Genomic DNA, 15,503 nt, shown 5'->3' on the forward strand with positions numbered 1-15,503 from the left:
GCGATCCGGCCGTACACGGAATCGACACCGCGCGCGGCGATATGGACGTCTGGGATTCGCTGGCCCAGGTGCGGCTGGTGTACGCGGTGGAGCGACATTTCGGGGTCGAGTTGCCAGGGAATCTGCTCACCTCCGAGGTATCGCTCGCCGAGGTGGCCGCCGCTATATCCGCCGCACGGGAGGCGGATGTGTCATGACCACAAGGGTTTTCCGGCTCGTCGACAACGATATCGCCGCTTATGCGAGCGCGGTGGGCGATCGCAACCCGCTGCACGTCGACGGCGAATTCGGCAGGCGCTCGCCCTACGGCAGGCCCGTCGCGCACGGCGCGCTGGTGGTGACGCTCGCACTCGGCGCGCTCGCCGAATTGCTGGATCCGCGTACGGTGCACGAGATCCGGGTGATCTTCCGGCAGCCGACGCTGCCGGGCCGCCGCTACGAGATCGACTGGACGGTCTCGGACGGGCGGGCGCGCGGCCGGGTGCGGTTCGGTGATATCGAGGTCGTCGATATCCGGTGCGTGCTCGGCGCCGCGCTGCCGTGGTGCGGTCCGGCCGCGGTCGGCGCGGAGCTGCGGACCGAGCCGCGGGTGCTCGGACTGGGCCACCTGATCAGCCCATCGGGCGGCCCCGGGCGCGAACGTGGTTCGTACGCCATCGATTACCGGCAGGTGTCCGGACTGGTGGCCAGGGTGATCGGCGGCTGGATACCCGAACATCTGGCGACGGTGCTCGGCTGGGCCAGTTACTGGACCGGGATGTGCACGCCGGGGCGGGACGCGCTGCTCGTCGCGCTGACCATGCGGCTGCGCGGATCAGGCTGTGGCGCAATAAAATTCGAGACGCAGGAGCCGGAGGCCGACCGCGGCTCCGGACTGGTCACCGTGCGGGCGCGCAGCACGCGCGGCGCCGCCGCCGACATCACCGTGGAAAGCCTTATCCGCGAACCGGTTCCGGGACCGGACCCGGCGGAGCTGGCGGCGGTGCTGCCGCCGTCGCAGGATCTGGCCGGGCGGACCATTCTCGTGGTCGGCGGCAGCAGGGGGCTCGGCGCGGCGGTCTCGATCGGGCTGGCGAGCCAGGGCGCGCGAGTTCTGGTGAGCTGCACCCGCGTTTCGCATCCGCTGATGGAGGCGGCGAGCCGGTATTCGGGTCGGTTGGTGCCGGTGCTGGCCGATGTGAGCGACGGCTGGGCGCTGCAGACCGCGCTGCCGGACACCCCGCTCGACGGTGTCGTACTGCTGGCCGCACCCGCCATCCCGAACCTTTCGCTGGCGCCCGACGCCATCGAGCCCGCGGCCCAATTCATGGCCGCGAGCACCAGATTGGTCTTCGGGCCGCTGTCGGTGTGCGCGCCTCGGCTGCGGCCCGGCGCGACGGTGGTGCTGGTGTCGTCCGAAGCCGTCGTCGAACCGCCGCGCTGGTGGCCGCATTACGTCGCGGCCAAGGCCGCGCTGGAAGGCCTCGCGAAATACCTTGCGCACCACCATCACTGGAATGTCGTGGTGGCGCGCCCGCCCCGGCTGTGGACCGACCTGACGAATACGCCGGGCGGACGGGCCGCCAGCCATCCGATCGCGCCGGTCGCCGCCGAGATCGTCACCGCGTTCCGAGCGGAAGACGCGGGCACGGGAGAAGTTTCGATAATCGGGCCGGATACCCAGCCCTGGCCGTCGGTCGCTGAGGAGGTGCAAGATGCTGGAGATCTGCGGGCTCGTCAAGTCGTATGGTGAGCGAAAGGTGCTCGGCGGCATAGATATCGAGGTGGCGCCCGGCGAGGTGCTTGGACTGCTCGGGCCCAACGGCGCGGGCAAGACCACAACGGCGTCGATCGTCGCCGGACTGACCCCGGCGGATCGGGGCACGGTGCGGATCTCGGGCATCGACGTGCGGGAGCGGCCACGGCAGGCCCGGCGCAAATTGGGTTTGGCGCCACAGGAACTCGGCGTCTACCCGACGCTCACCGCGCGGGAGAACCTGATCTTCTTCGGACGGTTGATGGGTGTCGGGCGCGCGGATCTCGGTCCACGCGTCGCGGCGGTGGCCGAAAGTCTCGGCGTGAACGCGTTTCTCGATATCAAGGCCGAACACCTCTCGGGTGGTCAGCAGCGCAGGCTGCACACCGCGATGGCGCTGCTGCACGAGCCCGAGGTGTTATGGCTGGACGAGCCGACCGTCGGCGCCGACGTCAACGCCCGCCGCGATCTGCTCGCCGAGGTGCGCAGCCTGGCCGACCGCGGCGCGGCGGTGGTCTACGCGACGCACTACCTGCCGGAGCTGGAGGCGCTCGACGCGCGGGTGGTGATATTGCATCAGGGCCGGATCCTGGCGCAGGGGAGCGTCACCGAGCTGGTCGAGAAATACGCGAAAGCCGCTGTCAGCCTGGAGTTCTCGGATGCGATACCGAATTGCCTGAACAGTTTCCGGCAACTCGACGGCGCTGCCGCCGCCGGCGGCACCCGGCTGACCATTCCGACCGGAACGCCCGGTCAGCTGTTGGCTCACCTGTTCACCGTCCTCAACGGCGACACCGACCGGCTGCTCTCGGCCGAGGTGCACCACCCGGACCTGGAGAACGCGTACACGGCCATCATGGCCGCGGCGGCGGCCCCGGCGAAAACCGTTGTCACAGAAGGAACCGAACATGTTGCTGCATGATTCCGCGCTCGCCAGGGTGCGGGCGCTGTCCTGGGCGGATCTGCGGCGCATCCGCAACGATCCGGCCCAGCTGATGGTCATCACCGTGCTGCCCATCGGCATGATGGCCTTCCTGACCCCGGCGAACAAGGCGCAGCTGCGCTTCTCCGGCTACTTCAACGCCAACGGCGCCGAACAGTCCGGGCCGGGCACCATCGTGCTGTTCGCCTTCTTCATCACCACGCTGCTCGGCGCCTCGTTCTTCCGCGAACACGAGTGGGGGACCTGGGACAGGTTGCGCGCGGCGCCGGTGCGCGCGGCCGAGATCATCGTCGGAAAGTCCTTGCCCACACTGCTTTTCTCGGCGGTGCAGCTGACCATCCTGTGGGTGGTCGCGTTTCGGGTGTTCGATCTGCACAGCAAGGGGTCGATCGGGCCGATCGCGCTGCTCACCGCCGCCCTCGCCGTCGCGACCTGGGGGTTCGGCATCGCGCTTGTTTCGTTGTGCCGCACCATCGATCAGTTGTCGATCATGGCGCAGCTCGGGTCGCTCGCCCTCGGCGGGCTGGCGGGCACCATCACACCGAGGGCCACCCTGCCCGGATGGGCGCGGGCGCTCTCGCCGTACACACCGCAGTACTGGGCTTTGAAGGGCTATCAGGATGTCATCCTGCGCGGCGACGGCTTCGGCGCCGTCGTGACGCCCTGCCTGGTTCTGCTCGGCGTCGGCCTGGTCGGCGCGCTTCTGGCCGCATTTCGATTCCGATTGCGGCACACCAAGATTGGCCGGAGTTGATGACCGCGACAACCATCGCATATCCCGAAACCCACACCGACCGAGAATCATTGCCGCAGCGCGACGGTACACGCTGGGTGCGCCCCGCGCTGCTGCTCATCGCGGCGTTGGCCGCGATGAGCTATGCCTGGGGCATCCGGACCCAGCCGCCGGTCATGTTCTATGCCGCCGCCGCGCGGTCGATGTCCATGAGCTGGCACAACTTCTTCTTCGCCGCCTTCGACCCGGATGCCACGATCAGCATCGACAAACTTCCCGCCGCGTTCTGGGTGCAGGCGCTGTCGGTGCGGGTGTTCGGCCCGCACGACTGGGCCTACATCCTGCCGCAGGTGGTGGAGGGCGTGCTCACCGTGCTGGTGCTTTTTCGTGCCGTGCAACGGGTTTCGGGTCCCGCCGCGGGCCTGATCGCGGCGTTCGTACTGGCGGTGACACCCGCGACGGTGGCGCTGAATCGCGGCAACGTCCCGGATTCGCTGCTGATCCTGCTGCTGGTGCTGGCATTCGACCGGGTCGCCGTCGCGCTCACCTCGGGTCGCCTGCGCAATCTCGGATACGCCGGGATTCTCGTCGGTCTGGCATTCAACGCGAAGATGGTGCAGGCGTGGCTGGTGGTACCCGCCGTTGTGGCGGCCGTACTGTACACCGCGCCGAAAGCCGAACTGCGGCAGCGGATCACCGGTACCGCCTGGTTCGCCGGTAGCGCGGTCGCGGTGTCGCTGCTGTGGGTGGTGGTGGTTTCGGCGATACCGGCCGGCTCGCGGCCGTATGTCGATGGGAGTCGGCACAATTCGTTGTTCGAGCAGGTCTTTCTGTTCAATGCCGCGAATCGGGCGAACGATTCGTTCGGTGTCGGTGCGGGAAATATCGCGGTCGGGGACAGCGGGGTCGGGTACCGGAACATCTTGGTATTCGGTCCGGATCAGCGGATGGAGCATATTTTCGCGGGCGGGGGCGGGCGGGCGATCGGCTGGCTGGTGCCGCTCGCGCTGATCTGCCTGGTGGGCTTGGTCTTTCGAGCCCGAGGGCGGCGGACCCAGCCGCAGACGTCGGCGCTTGTGCTGTGGGGCGGCTCGCTGCTGGTGCATCTGGTTGTGTTCCAGGCCATCGGCACCGTATCGCCGTACTACCTTGTGTCGCTTACTCCTTCGATCGCCGCGCTGATCGGTATGGGGGCGGTGGGATTCCGGGAGCTGGCGGATCGGCCCGCGGTGCGTTGGGCGGGGATCGGGGCGGTGCTCGCCACGATCGGCTACGGTTGGTTGTTGCTCGCGCCCGCGCCTCGTGAAGTGCGTTGGGGGATCGGCATTTTCGCACTGTTGTGCGTCGGGGCGGGGGTGCTCGGCGGCCGGTGGCTGATCGCGCTGCTCATCGGTGCGCTGGCCGCGCCCGCGGCGGCATCTGTCGCGGTGACGGCCGATCGCTACGGACCCGTTGATACCCCGTTCGAGCCGCTGGCGGCGACCGTGGTCACCCAGCGGTACTCCAGGGATGCGGTGCATCAGGCGACGGAACTCCTTGCGTTCGTTGGTAATTCGTCCAGCTCCCGATACCCGGTGACCACCTACACCTCGGTGGTTGCCGCACCGTTCATTCTGGTGTCCGGCAAACAGATCGCGTCCATCGGCGGGTTCACCGGCACCGCTCCCGCCCCGACGGTCGATCAGATCGCCGACCGGGTCGCGGCGGGCGATATCGGGTTGGTGCTGGTCACCGAATCCGATGATGAACGGGTCGGCTGGATCCGGCACCACTGCGGGCGGCTACTCGGGAAGGGCGCGGTGACCGCATATCGCTGCACCCCGGCCGCCGCGCGCTGATGCTGTGCCGTCCGAGGCACCGTGCCCTGTCCTACGTTGACTCTTGGGCGTCGGTGGCAGCGAATCCGGCTGCGCCCGAGCGTATGTGGCATCGCCCGGCGGTGCCACATACGGTCGGACGTGACCTATACCGCGCTGCCGGTCGCAGGCGGATCGGGCCGATCCCAGTCGTGGTCGTGGCAGTGCGGCCGCCACCACTCGTGCTGAACCTGGCAGTGCCAGTGATACCAGTCGTCATAATCGACCAGCCGAACCGTCGGCTGAGCGGGTCCGCCATTCGGCCCGGGATCGGCGGCGGCCACTCCCGCCGTGGCCAGCAATGGCACGGCAATCACCGCCGCCGCAACAGCGACCCGAGCGGTTCGACCCCGTCGCGCTCCATTCTTCATATCGCTCACCTTCTCGCAAAGAGGTTGTGTACCAGGTGATCTCGGTCAGGCCCGCGCGCGGCTCAGCCGATCACACAGCCGATTCAACCGCGCCCGCCGACCCTCGCCCAGCCGCTGGCCGCCATCTTCAGCCGATCCTCAGCCCGGCGGGCGGTGAACACCGGTCGCAAGGTGCCGGATTCGTGTCGGCAGGTGAAGTCGTCTTCGCATTCCTGTCGACGGCTCGCCGTAAAGATGATTGCGAAGGCAGAGCCGATTGCTCATGAGCGCTGAGTTATCCGACCGGGTGCAGATGATCCGCGGAACTGGTCCGAATGTGCCGTCCGATAATCGCCAGCATTCCGTTGGCAAAGGGCTGATGGTTACTGACATGACCGAATCTTCCGTATCCTCGGCCCGGCTTGTGTTGGAGCGCATGTATCAGGCCGAGGCCGAGTACCTCGCGGCCGGTGGTCCCGGCATGGCTTCGTTCACTACGCTCGAGCCGTTCTTCGCGCCGAATGTTGTGTTGTGGCAGGCGGATTCGCTGCCTTACGGGGGAGCGTGGCGCGGCCACGAAGGTATGGAGCGGTTCTTTCTTGCCATGAGCGCGACGTGGGACCGCTTCGAGCTGCGCGAACAGGCGTTCCTGTCCGAGGCCGATCCGCTTGTCGTCCTGACTCATGTGCACGCCCGATCCCGCGCCAGCGGTCGTGAGCTGAATTTCCCTATCCTGCAAACGATCACCGTGGCCGATGGGAGGATCACCGAGATCCGGCCCTTCTACTGGGATACGGCGGTGATCGCCGACGCCTGTTCATCGTCTGTCGGCGAGGACAGACCCTAGCCACGTTCCGGAGTCTGGAAATTCGGTGGCATCGCCGGTTCGCGGGCGGTTGACTGCGCAGGCTGATTCCACTCGACACGCGTTCCCTGTTTCCACTCGAACGGCAGACGTTATTGGAGCTCCTGCGGTCACTGGACCCGGCCGACTGGGCGAAGCCGACCGTATGCCCCGGCTGGGATGTCCACGATGTGACGGCACATATCGTCAACGATTATCTGCGCCGAATCTCCGGCAGCCGGGACGAATACGGCGGCGCCGTATTCGAGGAGGGCGATACTTTGCCGACCTATCTCGCACGGGTGAACGGGGAGTTCGTCCGAGCGATGCGACAGTGCAGTCCGCAGTTGCTGATCGAGCTGCTGGACCACCTGGGCCCTCAGCTGGACTTCGTTTGGGCGGCAACAGAACTCGCGGGCCCCGCACATCTCGACGTATCGTGGGCGGGCCGGGGAACCAGTCCGGCCTGGCTCGATATCGCTCGTGAGTACACCGAATTCTGGGTGCATCAGCAGCAGATCCGCGATGCGGTGTCGCGCCCGGGCGCCGACGATGTGCTGATGATGCGTCCGGTGCTCATCACATTCCTGCACGCCCTGCCGTTCGCCTTACGCGATCGTGTTCGTCCGGCAGGGACGGTGGTGCGGTTCGAGGTCACCGGTCCGGCAGGCGGCCAATGGACGGCCGTATCCGACGGCGCCGGTTGGGATCTCGGCTCGACACCGGTGCCGCGACCCGCCGCGTCGCTACGGATGGACCAGGACACGCTCTGGCGGTTGGCCAGCCGCGGGCTCACCGTCGACGAGGCGCGTCAGCGCACCGAGCTGGACGGCGACCCCGAATTGGCCGACGCGGCAATGACATTGCTGGCTGTGGTCGCCTGAACCGGCACCGGCTCGTATCCGTCCCGTGCGGTGGGCGACGTGAAATCCGCTGTGTCAGTTCGTCAGTCCCGCGTCCCGGGCGAGTAACGCGGCCTGCACCCGGTTGGTTACCTCCAGCCCGAGCAGGATCCGGCTGACGTGCGCCTTCACCGTGCTCTCGCGCATGCGCAAATCGGCGGCGATTTCGGCGTTGGTGGCGCCGGCGCCGAGCAGGGTCAGGACATCTCGTTCGCGCGGGGTGAGGGCCGCGACGCGGGCGCGGGCGGCGGCGGTTCTTGGTTGGTCGGTGCGGTGGAATCGGTCGATCACCCGGCGCGCGGCGGCCGGATGCAGCATGGCGGATCCGTCGGCGACGAGGTGGACGGCGCGCAGGATTTCGGCGGGATCGGTGTCTTTGAGCAGGAAGCCGTCGGCACCGGCGGCGAGTGCGTCGTAGACGTATTCGTCGAGGTCGAAGGTGGTGAGGGTGATGATCCGGGGCGGCGTGGGCAGTGCGCGCAGGCGTCCGATCGCGGTGATGCCGTCCATTCGCGGCATCCGGACATCGACCAGTGCGACGTCGACGCGATGCGCGGCTGCCCGTTCCACGGCGGCGAGCCCGTCGGCGGCCTCCGCGACGACCTCGATCCGTGGGTCCGCGGCCAGCAGGTCGGTGAGGCCCAGCCGGACGAGCGCGTCGTCGTCGACGATCATGGCGCGAATCATGCGATATCCGGGTGCGGTATCCGGGCGCTGAGCAGCCATGCGGCCGAATCCGTAGGCCCGGCCTGTAATTCGCCGCCGAGCGCGGCGACCCGTGCGCGCAGGCCGATCAGGCCGTAACCCGATGGCACCGTTGTCGCGGGGCGCGCGCTCGCGCTGTTGCTCACCTCGACAACGGTAGTCGGCGGGCCGTAGGTGATGCGGACCGCGGCGGTGGCCTCGGGCGCATGTTTGCGGACGTTGGTCATCGCCTCCTGCACGAGTCGGGCGACGGCGAGGCGATGGGTCGCGGGCACTCGCTCGGGTTCGCCGTCGACATGCAATTCGATCAGCTGTCCGGCCGCGCGCCCCTCGTCGACCAGGTCGGCCACGTCGCGCAACGTCGGAGCCGGTGGTTTGGCGGGAATTTCGTCGTCGTGCAATGCGCCGAGCACGTCGCGCAGGTCGGCGAGCGCTTCGGTGGCGGCGGTGCGCAGCAGCGCGAGCCGCTCGCTGACCGGTTCGGGCAGATCGTCGCGCCTGGTCATCAGCGCGCCGGTGTGCAGGGCGATCAGGCTGAGCCGGTGGGCGAGCACATCGTGCATCTCCTCGGCCACCGCCGATCGTTCCGCGCTGCGCGCCGCGCGTTCCCGCAACGCGCGTTCGACGCGCAGATGGTCGACCTCGGCGGCCAGCGCGGCGACGCGGCGGCGGCGGTCGTTCACCAGCAGCCCGGTCACCGTTGCGATGAGCAGGAAAATCGTCGCGCCGTACTCCTGGATCGCCAACAGCGAATTATCGGGCCGCCACAGCGAATTGGCCGCGAGCGTGAGCCCGGCGCCGGTGAGCGCGGCGAGCAGCCTGCCCGCGGATGTCGCGTCGTACAGGGCGAGCAGCAGCGGCGTCAGCATCGGCACTCCCCAGAAGCCCGCCGTGGCGAGGGTGGCGGCGAGCGGCAGCCACCACGGTCGCCGCAGCAGCAGCGTGATACCGCACAGCACGGCCGCAGCCGTGAAGGGCGTCAGGTAGCCGCCCTGCGCGTTGATTGGGCCGTTGTGTACGGCCTCCGCCGTCACCGCGACGACGAGCACGGCACGGCCCAACCGAGTCCAGATTGCGCTGTCGTTCCAGCTCATCCGGGAATTCTAGGCGGGCGCCCCGCCCGCGCGCCGCCGACTTTCCGCCGCGCCGAACCCCTACTTTCGTCGGGGGTGGCGGTCGTGTAATGGCGGATTCGAAGGGGCGGCAACGATTTCTACCGTCGAATGCCGTGACTACCTCGAAATATCCACGCAGGCACCGCTTTTCCGAATATCTGGAATTCGTCGCCGAGGCGATCCTCGACCCACGCGCCACCGGTGCGATCGCGCCGAGCGGCCGGGCGCTCGCCCGGTTGCTGACCGAACCCGTACGGGCCGAACAGGATCGTCCGCTGCGCATACTCGAGGTGGGCGCAGGCACCGGCGCGGTGACTCGCGCACTGCTCCCGCTGCTGCGCGCCGACAGCGAGCTCGATATCGTCGAGGCCAATCCGCGGTTCGCCGAACTGTTGCGCGAACTCGCCGACGCGGCGGGTCCTCGGGTCCGGCTGCATCGGACTCTGGTGGAGGAGCTGGAAACCAGCCGACGCTACGATGTGATCGTCTCGGGTCTGCCGTTCACCAATTTCGAACCACACCAGGTGGATTCGATTATGGGCCGCTATTTCGAGCTGCTCCGGCCCGGCGGCGTGCTCACCTACTTCGCCTATCGCGGCACCGCGACGGCCCGCGGCCTGCTGTCCAGCCGGAGCGAGGCGCTGCGTCATCGCCGCGTCGAGGCGGTGCTCGACGGATATCGGCGGCGCTATGCGCTCGGATGCCGCACCGCGTGGTTGAATCTGCCGCCCGCCCGGGTGCACCGGTTGTGCCGTCCGGTGCACGCGGATATTCCGGTCGGCACCACGACCCGCACCGAGCGGTGAGTCATCGGCGCCGGGCCACGGCATCGGTGTAAAGCTCGGTGGTCAACTGATCCTCGGACACGCCCAGTTCGGACAGCACGGTCCGCAGATCGTCGAGCGCCGCCCGGAGGTCCTGCTCGGCTGCGTGCGTCTCCAATTCGAGGAATACGCCGTCGATTTCGGGAACGGTGACCAGCGATGCGAGTAATTCGCGCCCGGCCGCCACGAACCGGAAGTTCTCGCACCGCTTCGTCAACTCGATCGTCGGTTCGTAGCCGAGCCCGGCGATGATCCGCGCCATCGTTTCGCGCCCGCCGACCGTGACCTCGAATTCGGGTTTGGAACCGGTCGCGGCGTCGACGGCGGCGTCCTTGAACGTCAGCAGCTCGCGGGTTTCGTTCCCGGCGGTGACGGTTCGCAGCCGGAGTTCGCGATCCGCTTGTGCGAGTGCGCGATTCGCGGTATCGAAATAGGTGTCCCGATACGTCGCGTGTTCGGGGCGCGCTCGCTGCTCCAGTCCTGCGCGAACCGCGCCGGGATCGGTGAGCTTCGCCTTGACTTCCGCTTCGATCACGAGTTCCCTTTCCGGAGGGCTTGTTCCGATGGGAGATCAGTGCACTTCTCTTTCGTACGGGGGAAACTCGCAACATGACCCTCAGCTCGACTACACAGTCGATCATCGATCGCCTGGAGCTCGCCCCGCTTCCCGTCTGCAACGGCTATTTCCGGGAGACCTGGCGTGACGACCATTCGACCGTCATCTACTGGCTCATGCCCGCCACCCATCGCGCGGGTCTGCACAGCGCCGAATATCCGGAGATATATACCTATCACGCGGGCACGCCACTGCGTTTCACGCTGCTGCATCCGAATGGAGATCTGACCGAGGTCCTGCTCGGCCCCGATCCGGCCGCCGGCCATCATCCACATCTGATCGTCCCGCCGGGTGTTTGGCAGGCCGCCGACCCGACGGGCGAATACACCCTCGCCAGCGTCGTCGTCGCGCCACCGTTCCGCCCGGATATCGTCCGGACCGCCGACGCCGTCGAGCTGACGCGGCTGCATCCGCGGCATGCGGCGGCGATCCGGGCGCTGAGTTGAGCCGGTTCCGGCTCGGCTGGGGATCTTGATCCAGTTGAAACGCGCCCGCACATCCGTGAGCATGGGCCGTGGATCCGCTGGACACCACCCTCTGATCGGAGACCGATGGCGTACAGATTTGGCAGGATCAAACGGCGTACCGCACTCGGCGGGTTGTTCGCCGCCGCGGGTGTGGCCGGACTGGGCCTGCGCGCGCAGCGGGCCGGTGCGGCGCCGCGACGCGGCAGCCTCGACGACGTGCGACATGTCGTGATCCTGATGCAGGAGAACCGTTCGTTCGATCACTACTACGGGACGATGGCCGGCGCCAGGGGTTTCGGGGACCGGACCGCGCTGCGGTTGCTGCCCGGCGGCGCCGATCCGGCGAGTCAGGCGGTGGCCGAGGGCGTCGCGGCCGCGTCCAACGGCAGGCAGCCGGGCACCGGCGTCAGCGGATTGCCAACGGGCAGTAGCGGTTCGGTGCGCGGCGACGTGTTCGCGCAGCCGGACGCGCTCGGCGCGGGCTATCTGTTGCCGTTCCATCTGGACACCACACGCTTCGACGCCCAGGATGCGGGTGACCTCCCGCACGACTGGAACACCACCCATCAGGCGTGGGCCGACGGCGCGTACCACTCGTGGATCGCGGCCAAGTCGGAGATGACGATGGGTTATTTCACCGAGGCCGATATCCCGTTCCATCGTGCGCTCGCCCAAGCATTCACGTTGTGCGACAACTATTTCTGTTCGATCCAGGGCCCGACGACGCCGAACCGGTTGTACCACTGGACCGGAACGATCGATCCGGGCGGAACCCTCGGCGGCCCGGCGACTTTCAACCCGGCCGACTATAAACCCGTGTACCGATGGACGACCTATCCGGAGCGGTTGCAGCAGGCCGGTATCTCCTGGCAGGTGTTCGCCAACGACCGCGCGGGCGATACCGACGCGATATTCCTCGGCGACTACGGCGACAATCCGCTGTGGCTGTTCCAGGCCTATCACGACGCGCTGGCCTCGACGGATCCGGCGGTGCGCCAGCTGGCCGAGCGCGCCAACGTCACCGGCACCTGGAAACCGGCCGACGGCGCCGACGGCAAGAATGTGGATTACGTTCTGGAACAGTTCATTTCGGCGTGCGCCACGAATACGCTGCCGCAGGTGTCGTGGGTGGTCGCGCCGATGGGATATACCGAGCATCCGGCGGCCCGGCCGGTGGACGGCGCGGTCTATGTGCAGCGGGTGCTGAAAGCGTTGTGGGACAACCCGAAACTGTGGGAGTCGACCGTCGTACTGATCAACTACGACGAAAACGACGGTCTCTTCGACCATCTCGTCCCACCGACGCCGCCGCCCGGCACACCGGATGAATTCCTGCCCGCCAACCAACCCGGCGGCGGCACCGAGCTGCCGCAGCTGGCGGCAAGCGGGGTAACGGAATTGGTCGGCAAAACCGGGTCCGCCGAATTCAGACCGGCGTGGGGTCGGCCGACGCCGATCGGGCTCGGCCCGCGGGTTCCGCTGCTGGTGATCTCCCCGTGGAGCCGGGGCGGCTGGGTGAATTCCCAAGTGTTCGACCACACTTCGGTACTGCGCTTCCTAGAGGCGTGGACCGGCGTGCGTGAACCCAATATCTCGGATTGGCGCCGCGCCGTCTGCGGCGACCTGACCAGCTGCTTCGACTTCCGCACCACCGACACCACCATTCCGCTGCTGCCCGATACGGCCGCGCTGCGCGCGGAGGCGGATCGAACCCAGCCGTCGCTGCCCAAACCGGTGCCGCCCGCGCCGGACGACCAGGAGATGCCGGTACCCGATCCGGGCACCGCCAAGGCCCGCCCGCTGCCGTATCAGCCGGTGGCGTGGGCCGACACCACCGCGACCCCGCTCAGCCTGATGCTCGCCAACCAGGGTGCGGCGGCGCTCCAATTCCAGTGCTACGCATACCATCCCGGTGCGGACGCACCGGTCCGCCAGGTGCTGGCCACCGCGGGCGGTACCGCGACCGCGCGCATTCCGTTCACCGACGCGTACGACGTCGCGGTGCACGGTCCGAACGGATTCCTGTTCGAGGCCGCAGGAGATAATTCGGCGGCCGACCTCACCGTATCCGCGGTCGTCGGCGGAACCGCATCGAACCCGAATTTCACTGTGACGATGCGTAATTCGGGACAGAAACCGATCGATATCACGATCGCGGGCGTCGGTGTGACCGTCGCGCCGGGCGAGGCCGCCGACCACACCGTCGCCGACACCGACGGCTGGTACGACGTCACCCTGACACTGCCCGCCCGCCCCAACTGGCGTCGCCGCTTCACCGGCCACCTGGAGAACGGCCGCCCCAGCCGCACGGGCTGAGCCGGTGTTGCCCTGCCCGGGCATGATCGAAAACCTGCCTACCATGGTCGGGTGAGCGTGCCTACGAGTTCGTTGGTGACGGTGGCGGCCGATCTCGACTCGGTGACCACCGTCGGGTACGAGGACGATCCGGCGGCGGCCGGACTCGATCCCGGTGCGGTGGCGGCGGTGTGGGCCTCGGTGCAGGACTGGTATCGGATGGGTACCACACCCGCCATCCAGGTGTGCCTGCGGCGCAGCGGAAATGTGGTGCTGAACCGGGCGATCGGGCACGGCTGGGGCAATGCGCCCACCGATGGACCCGATGCCGAACGCGTCCCGCTGACGCCGGATATGCCGCTGTGCGGATTCTCGACGGCCAAGGGTGTCGCGGCGGCGGTGCTGTACATGCTGATCGAGGACGGTGCGTTCGCGCCCGATGAGCCGGTGTGCCGCTACATTCCGGAATTCGCCGCGAACGGCAAGGCCGCGATCACCATCGGCGACGTGTTGTCGCATTCGGCGGGTGTGCCGTTCCTCACCGCGCCGCACCGCGGATTCGACGTGGTGGTGGACGAGGAGCTCGCGGTGCGGGCCCTCGCCGACCTGAAGCCGAGTTGGGGGCCCGGCCGTTTTCGGGTCTATCACGCGCTCACCAGCGGCTTGATCCAGCGGCTGCTGGTGAAGCGGGCCACCGGCCGAGCTATGCGGGACCATCTACGTGAACGGGTGCTCGACCCGCTCGGCTTCCGCTGGACGAATTTCGGTGTCCGCCCCGGCGACGTGGATCTGGTGGTGCCGAGCGTGAAGACCGGACCGCGCCCGTCGCGGCTGTCGGCGCTGTTGGCGCGCAAGGCTTTGGGCGGGCGGATGGACAGCAGGACGGATGCCGATGCCACCAAGGCATTCCTCACCGCCGAGCTGCCGTCGGGCAATCTCGTCACCACCGCGAACGAACTGTCCCGCTTCTACGAAATCCTTTGCCGCGGCGGTGAACTCGACGGGGTGCGGATGATGAGTGCGGCGACGCTGCGCCGGGCGATCGAACCCGCCGACCGGATGCCCGGCCTGGCCGGACGGGTCAGCCGCGCCGGATACGAATTGGGCGGGCGCCGTTCCAAATTCGGCGCACATACCGAAAACCATTTCGGCCGAAGCGGTCTGACCACCCAGTACGGCTGGGCCGACCCGGCCCGCGAGCTGTCCGGCGCGATCCTGACCAGCGGTAAGGCGACGATCGACGGCGACCGGCCGTGGCGGTTGTGCGCCCGGATCTCCGCGGCCTTCCCGCCGCTGGACCCGGCCGCGCGCCGTTTCGTGGTGTGATGTCCGGCACGGTCCAGGCAAGCGGCCGCGATCTATGTGTGTACGGCATAGGCGCACCATAAACGGCATTCACGAATAACCCACCCGGCCGCTAATGTCGCGATATGTGAGAGCCGCGAACCGCTACCCCGAGATCGCCTTCGGCCCGGCCGCCATGGAGCACCAGCGACGCACCGGAAGCTACGTGGATTACGGCGCGCAACTGGAGCCGGGTCGGATCGCGGAGCGGGATATCCCGCTCGACACCCGCCGCGCCGGTTTCGTGCGCGCCGCCGATTCGTTCTTCCTCGCCACCGCGACACCGGGCGGGTGGCCCTATATCCAGCATCGCGGCGGTCCGAAAGGTTTTGCGCAGGTGCTGGATTCGTCGACGATCGGATTCGCCGACCTCACCGGCAACCAGCAGTACGTCACCGTCGGCAACCTGGCCGACAATCCTCGGGTCGCGATGTTCTTCGTGGATTATCCGCTGCGCCAACGGCTGAAGCTGTTCGGGCTGGCCCGGGTGGTGGAACGCGACGAGGATCCGGACCTGCTGCAACGCCTGCTCACCATCGGCTCCACGAGTATTCGGAGCAGGGCGGAGCGTTCGATCCTGGTGACGGTCGAGGGCTACGACTGGAACTGCAGCAGGCATATTCACCCCCGCTACGACAAGCAGCGGCTCGACGAGGCCGTCGCGCTGGAGCGGGCCGCCGCGGCCGGACAGGCCGCCGAGATCGAGCGGTTGCGCGCCGAAAATGCCACGCTGCGTGCGGAATTGGCGCGTCGCGCGGAGTGAGGATCACCCCG

Annotated in this window: 16 protein-coding genes (1 of these 16 running past the window's edge); 12 read left to right on the forward strand and 4 right to left on the reverse strand. The window is 67.9% G+C overall.

The features are described from left to right. The 5 genes in view from LGY53_RS19655 to LGY53_RS19675 are tightly spaced (each overlapping or abutting the next) and all read left to right on the forward strand, a layout consistent with a single transcriptional unit that may run on beyond the window. Nucleotides 1-197 carry the 3' portion of an acyl carrier protein gene (locus LGY53_RS19655; RefSeq protein WP_225728134.1) on the forward strand. It extends 55 nt beyond the left edge of the window, so only the last 197 of its 252 coding nucleotides appear in the window; its start codon lies beyond the left edge, outside the window; it ends in the stop codon at nucleotides 195-197. Then, nucleotides 194-1,732 carry an SDR family NAD(P)-dependent oxidoreductase gene (locus tag LGY53_RS19660; protein ID WP_225728135.1) on the forward strand — a complete coding sequence of 513 codons (1,539 nt, stop codon included), beginning with the start codon at nucleotides 194-196 and terminating at the stop codon, nucleotides 1,730-1,732. Before LGY53_RS19655 ends, LGY53_RS19660 begins: the two co-directional genes overlap by 4 nt. Continuing rightward, the gene (locus tag LGY53_RS19665; RefSeq protein WP_225728136.1) at nucleotides 1,695-2,657 is read left to right on the forward strand and encodes an ATP-binding cassette domain-containing protein; all 963 of its coding nucleotides are present in this window, start codon (nucleotides 1,695-1,697) and stop codon (nucleotides 2,655-2,657) included. Before LGY53_RS19660 ends, LGY53_RS19665 begins: the two co-directional genes overlap by 38 nt. Continuing rightward, nucleotides 2,644-3,432: an ABC transporter permease gene (locus LGY53_RS19670; protein ID WP_225728137.1), complete on the forward strand. Its 789-nt coding sequence runs from the start codon at nucleotides 2,644-2,646 to the stop codon at nucleotides 3,430-3,432. The genes LGY53_RS19665 and LGY53_RS19670 overlap by 14 nt, the downstream gene beginning before the upstream one ends. After that, nucleotides 3,432-5,249, forward strand: coding sequence for a glycosyltransferase family 39 protein (locus LGY53_RS19675; protein WP_225728138.1), 1,818 nt, complete (start codon nucleotides 3,432-3,434; stop codon nucleotides 5,247-5,249). The genes LGY53_RS19670 and LGY53_RS19675 overlap by 1 nt, the downstream gene beginning before the upstream one ends. Before the next feature lie 125 nt (nucleotides 5,250-5,374). On the opposite strand, the gene LGY53_RS19680 is transcribed toward LGY53_RS19675, so the two are convergent. Then, nucleotides 5,375-5,575, reverse strand: coding sequence for a hypothetical protein (locus tag LGY53_RS19680; protein ID WP_225728139.1), 201 nt, complete (start codon nucleotides 5,573-5,575; stop codon nucleotides 5,375-5,377). 433 nt (nucleotides 5,576-6,008) lie between these two features. Between LGY53_RS19680 and LGY53_RS19685 the strand changes: the two genes are divergently transcribed. Then, nucleotides 6,009-6,464, forward strand: coding sequence for a nuclear transport factor 2 family protein (locus LGY53_RS19685; protein ID WP_225728140.1), 456 nt, complete (start codon nucleotides 6,009-6,011; stop codon nucleotides 6,462-6,464). 86 nt (nucleotides 6,465-6,550) lie between these two features. Further along, nucleotides 6,551-7,345: a maleylpyruvate isomerase family mycothiol-dependent enzyme gene (locus LGY53_RS19690; RefSeq protein ID WP_255664069.1), complete on the forward strand. Its 795-nt coding sequence runs from the start codon at nucleotides 6,551-6,553 to the stop codon at nucleotides 7,343-7,345. Nucleotides 7,346-7,399: 54 nt separating this feature from the next. Here LGY53_RS19690 and LGY53_RS19695 read toward each other — a convergent pair whose 3' ends face one another. Beyond that, a complete protein-coding gene (locus LGY53_RS19695) occupies nucleotides 7,400-8,089 on the reverse strand; it encodes a response regulator transcription factor (protein ID WP_225728142.1) in 690 nt (229 codons plus the stop codon). Continuing rightward, nucleotides 8,047-9,162: a sensor histidine kinase gene (locus tag LGY53_RS19700; RefSeq protein WP_225728143.1), complete on the reverse strand. Its 1,116-nt coding sequence runs from the start codon at nucleotides 9,160-9,162 to the stop codon at nucleotides 8,047-8,049. The genes LGY53_RS19695 and LGY53_RS19700 overlap by 43 nt, the downstream gene beginning before the upstream one ends. 134 nt (nucleotides 9,163-9,296) lie before the next feature. Between LGY53_RS19700 and LGY53_RS19705 the strand changes: the two genes are divergently transcribed. Continuing rightward, nucleotides 9,297-9,989, forward strand: a complete 693-nt coding sequence (locus LGY53_RS19705) for a methyltransferase domain-containing protein (RefSeq protein ID WP_225728144.1) — start codon at nucleotides 9,297-9,299, stop codon at nucleotides 9,987-9,989. A gap of 1 nt (nucleotide 9,990) precedes the next feature. Here LGY53_RS19705 and cyaB read toward each other — a convergent pair whose 3' ends face one another. Then, on the reverse strand, nucleotides 9,991-10,542 hold the full coding sequence (cyaB, locus tag LGY53_RS19710) for a class IV adenylate cyclase (protein ID WP_225728145.1): 552 nt from the start codon (nucleotides 10,540-10,542) through the stop codon (nucleotides 9,991-9,993). Nucleotides 10,543-10,616: 74 nt separating this feature from the next. On the opposite strand from cyaB, the gene LGY53_RS19715 reads away from it, so the two are divergent. From LGY53_RS19715 to LGY53_RS19730, 4 genes are all read left to right on the forward strand, one after another. Then, nucleotides 10,617-11,069, forward strand: a complete 453-nt coding sequence (locus LGY53_RS19715; protein ID WP_225728146.1) for a cupin domain-containing protein — start codon at nucleotides 10,617-10,619, stop codon at nucleotides 11,067-11,069. A 105-nt stretch (nucleotides 11,070-11,174) separates the two neighbouring features. Continuing rightward, nucleotides 11,175-13,406, forward strand: coding sequence for a phosphocholine-specific phospholipase C (locus LGY53_RS19720; RefSeq protein WP_225728147.1), 2,232 nt, complete (start codon nucleotides 11,175-11,177; stop codon nucleotides 13,404-13,406). 51 nt (nucleotides 13,407-13,457) lie between these two features. Next, a complete protein-coding gene (locus tag LGY53_RS19725; RefSeq protein ID WP_225728148.1) occupies nucleotides 13,458-14,711 on the forward strand; it encodes a serine hydrolase in 1,254 nt (417 codons plus the stop codon). Nucleotides 14,712-14,817: 106 nt separating this feature from the next. Continuing rightward, complete coding sequence (locus LGY53_RS19730; RefSeq protein WP_225728149.1) at nucleotides 14,818-15,492, forward strand: pyridoxamine 5'-phosphate oxidase family protein; 675 nt, start codon at nucleotides 14,818-14,820, stop codon at nucleotides 15,490-15,492. The last annotated feature ends 11 nt before the right edge of the window (nucleotides 15,493-15,503 follow it).

The organism is Nocardia sp. JCM 34519.1 (assembly GCF_020361265.1).
GTDB lineage: Bacteria > Actinomycetota > Actinomycetes > Mycobacteriales > Mycobacteriaceae > Nocardia > Nocardia arthritidis_A.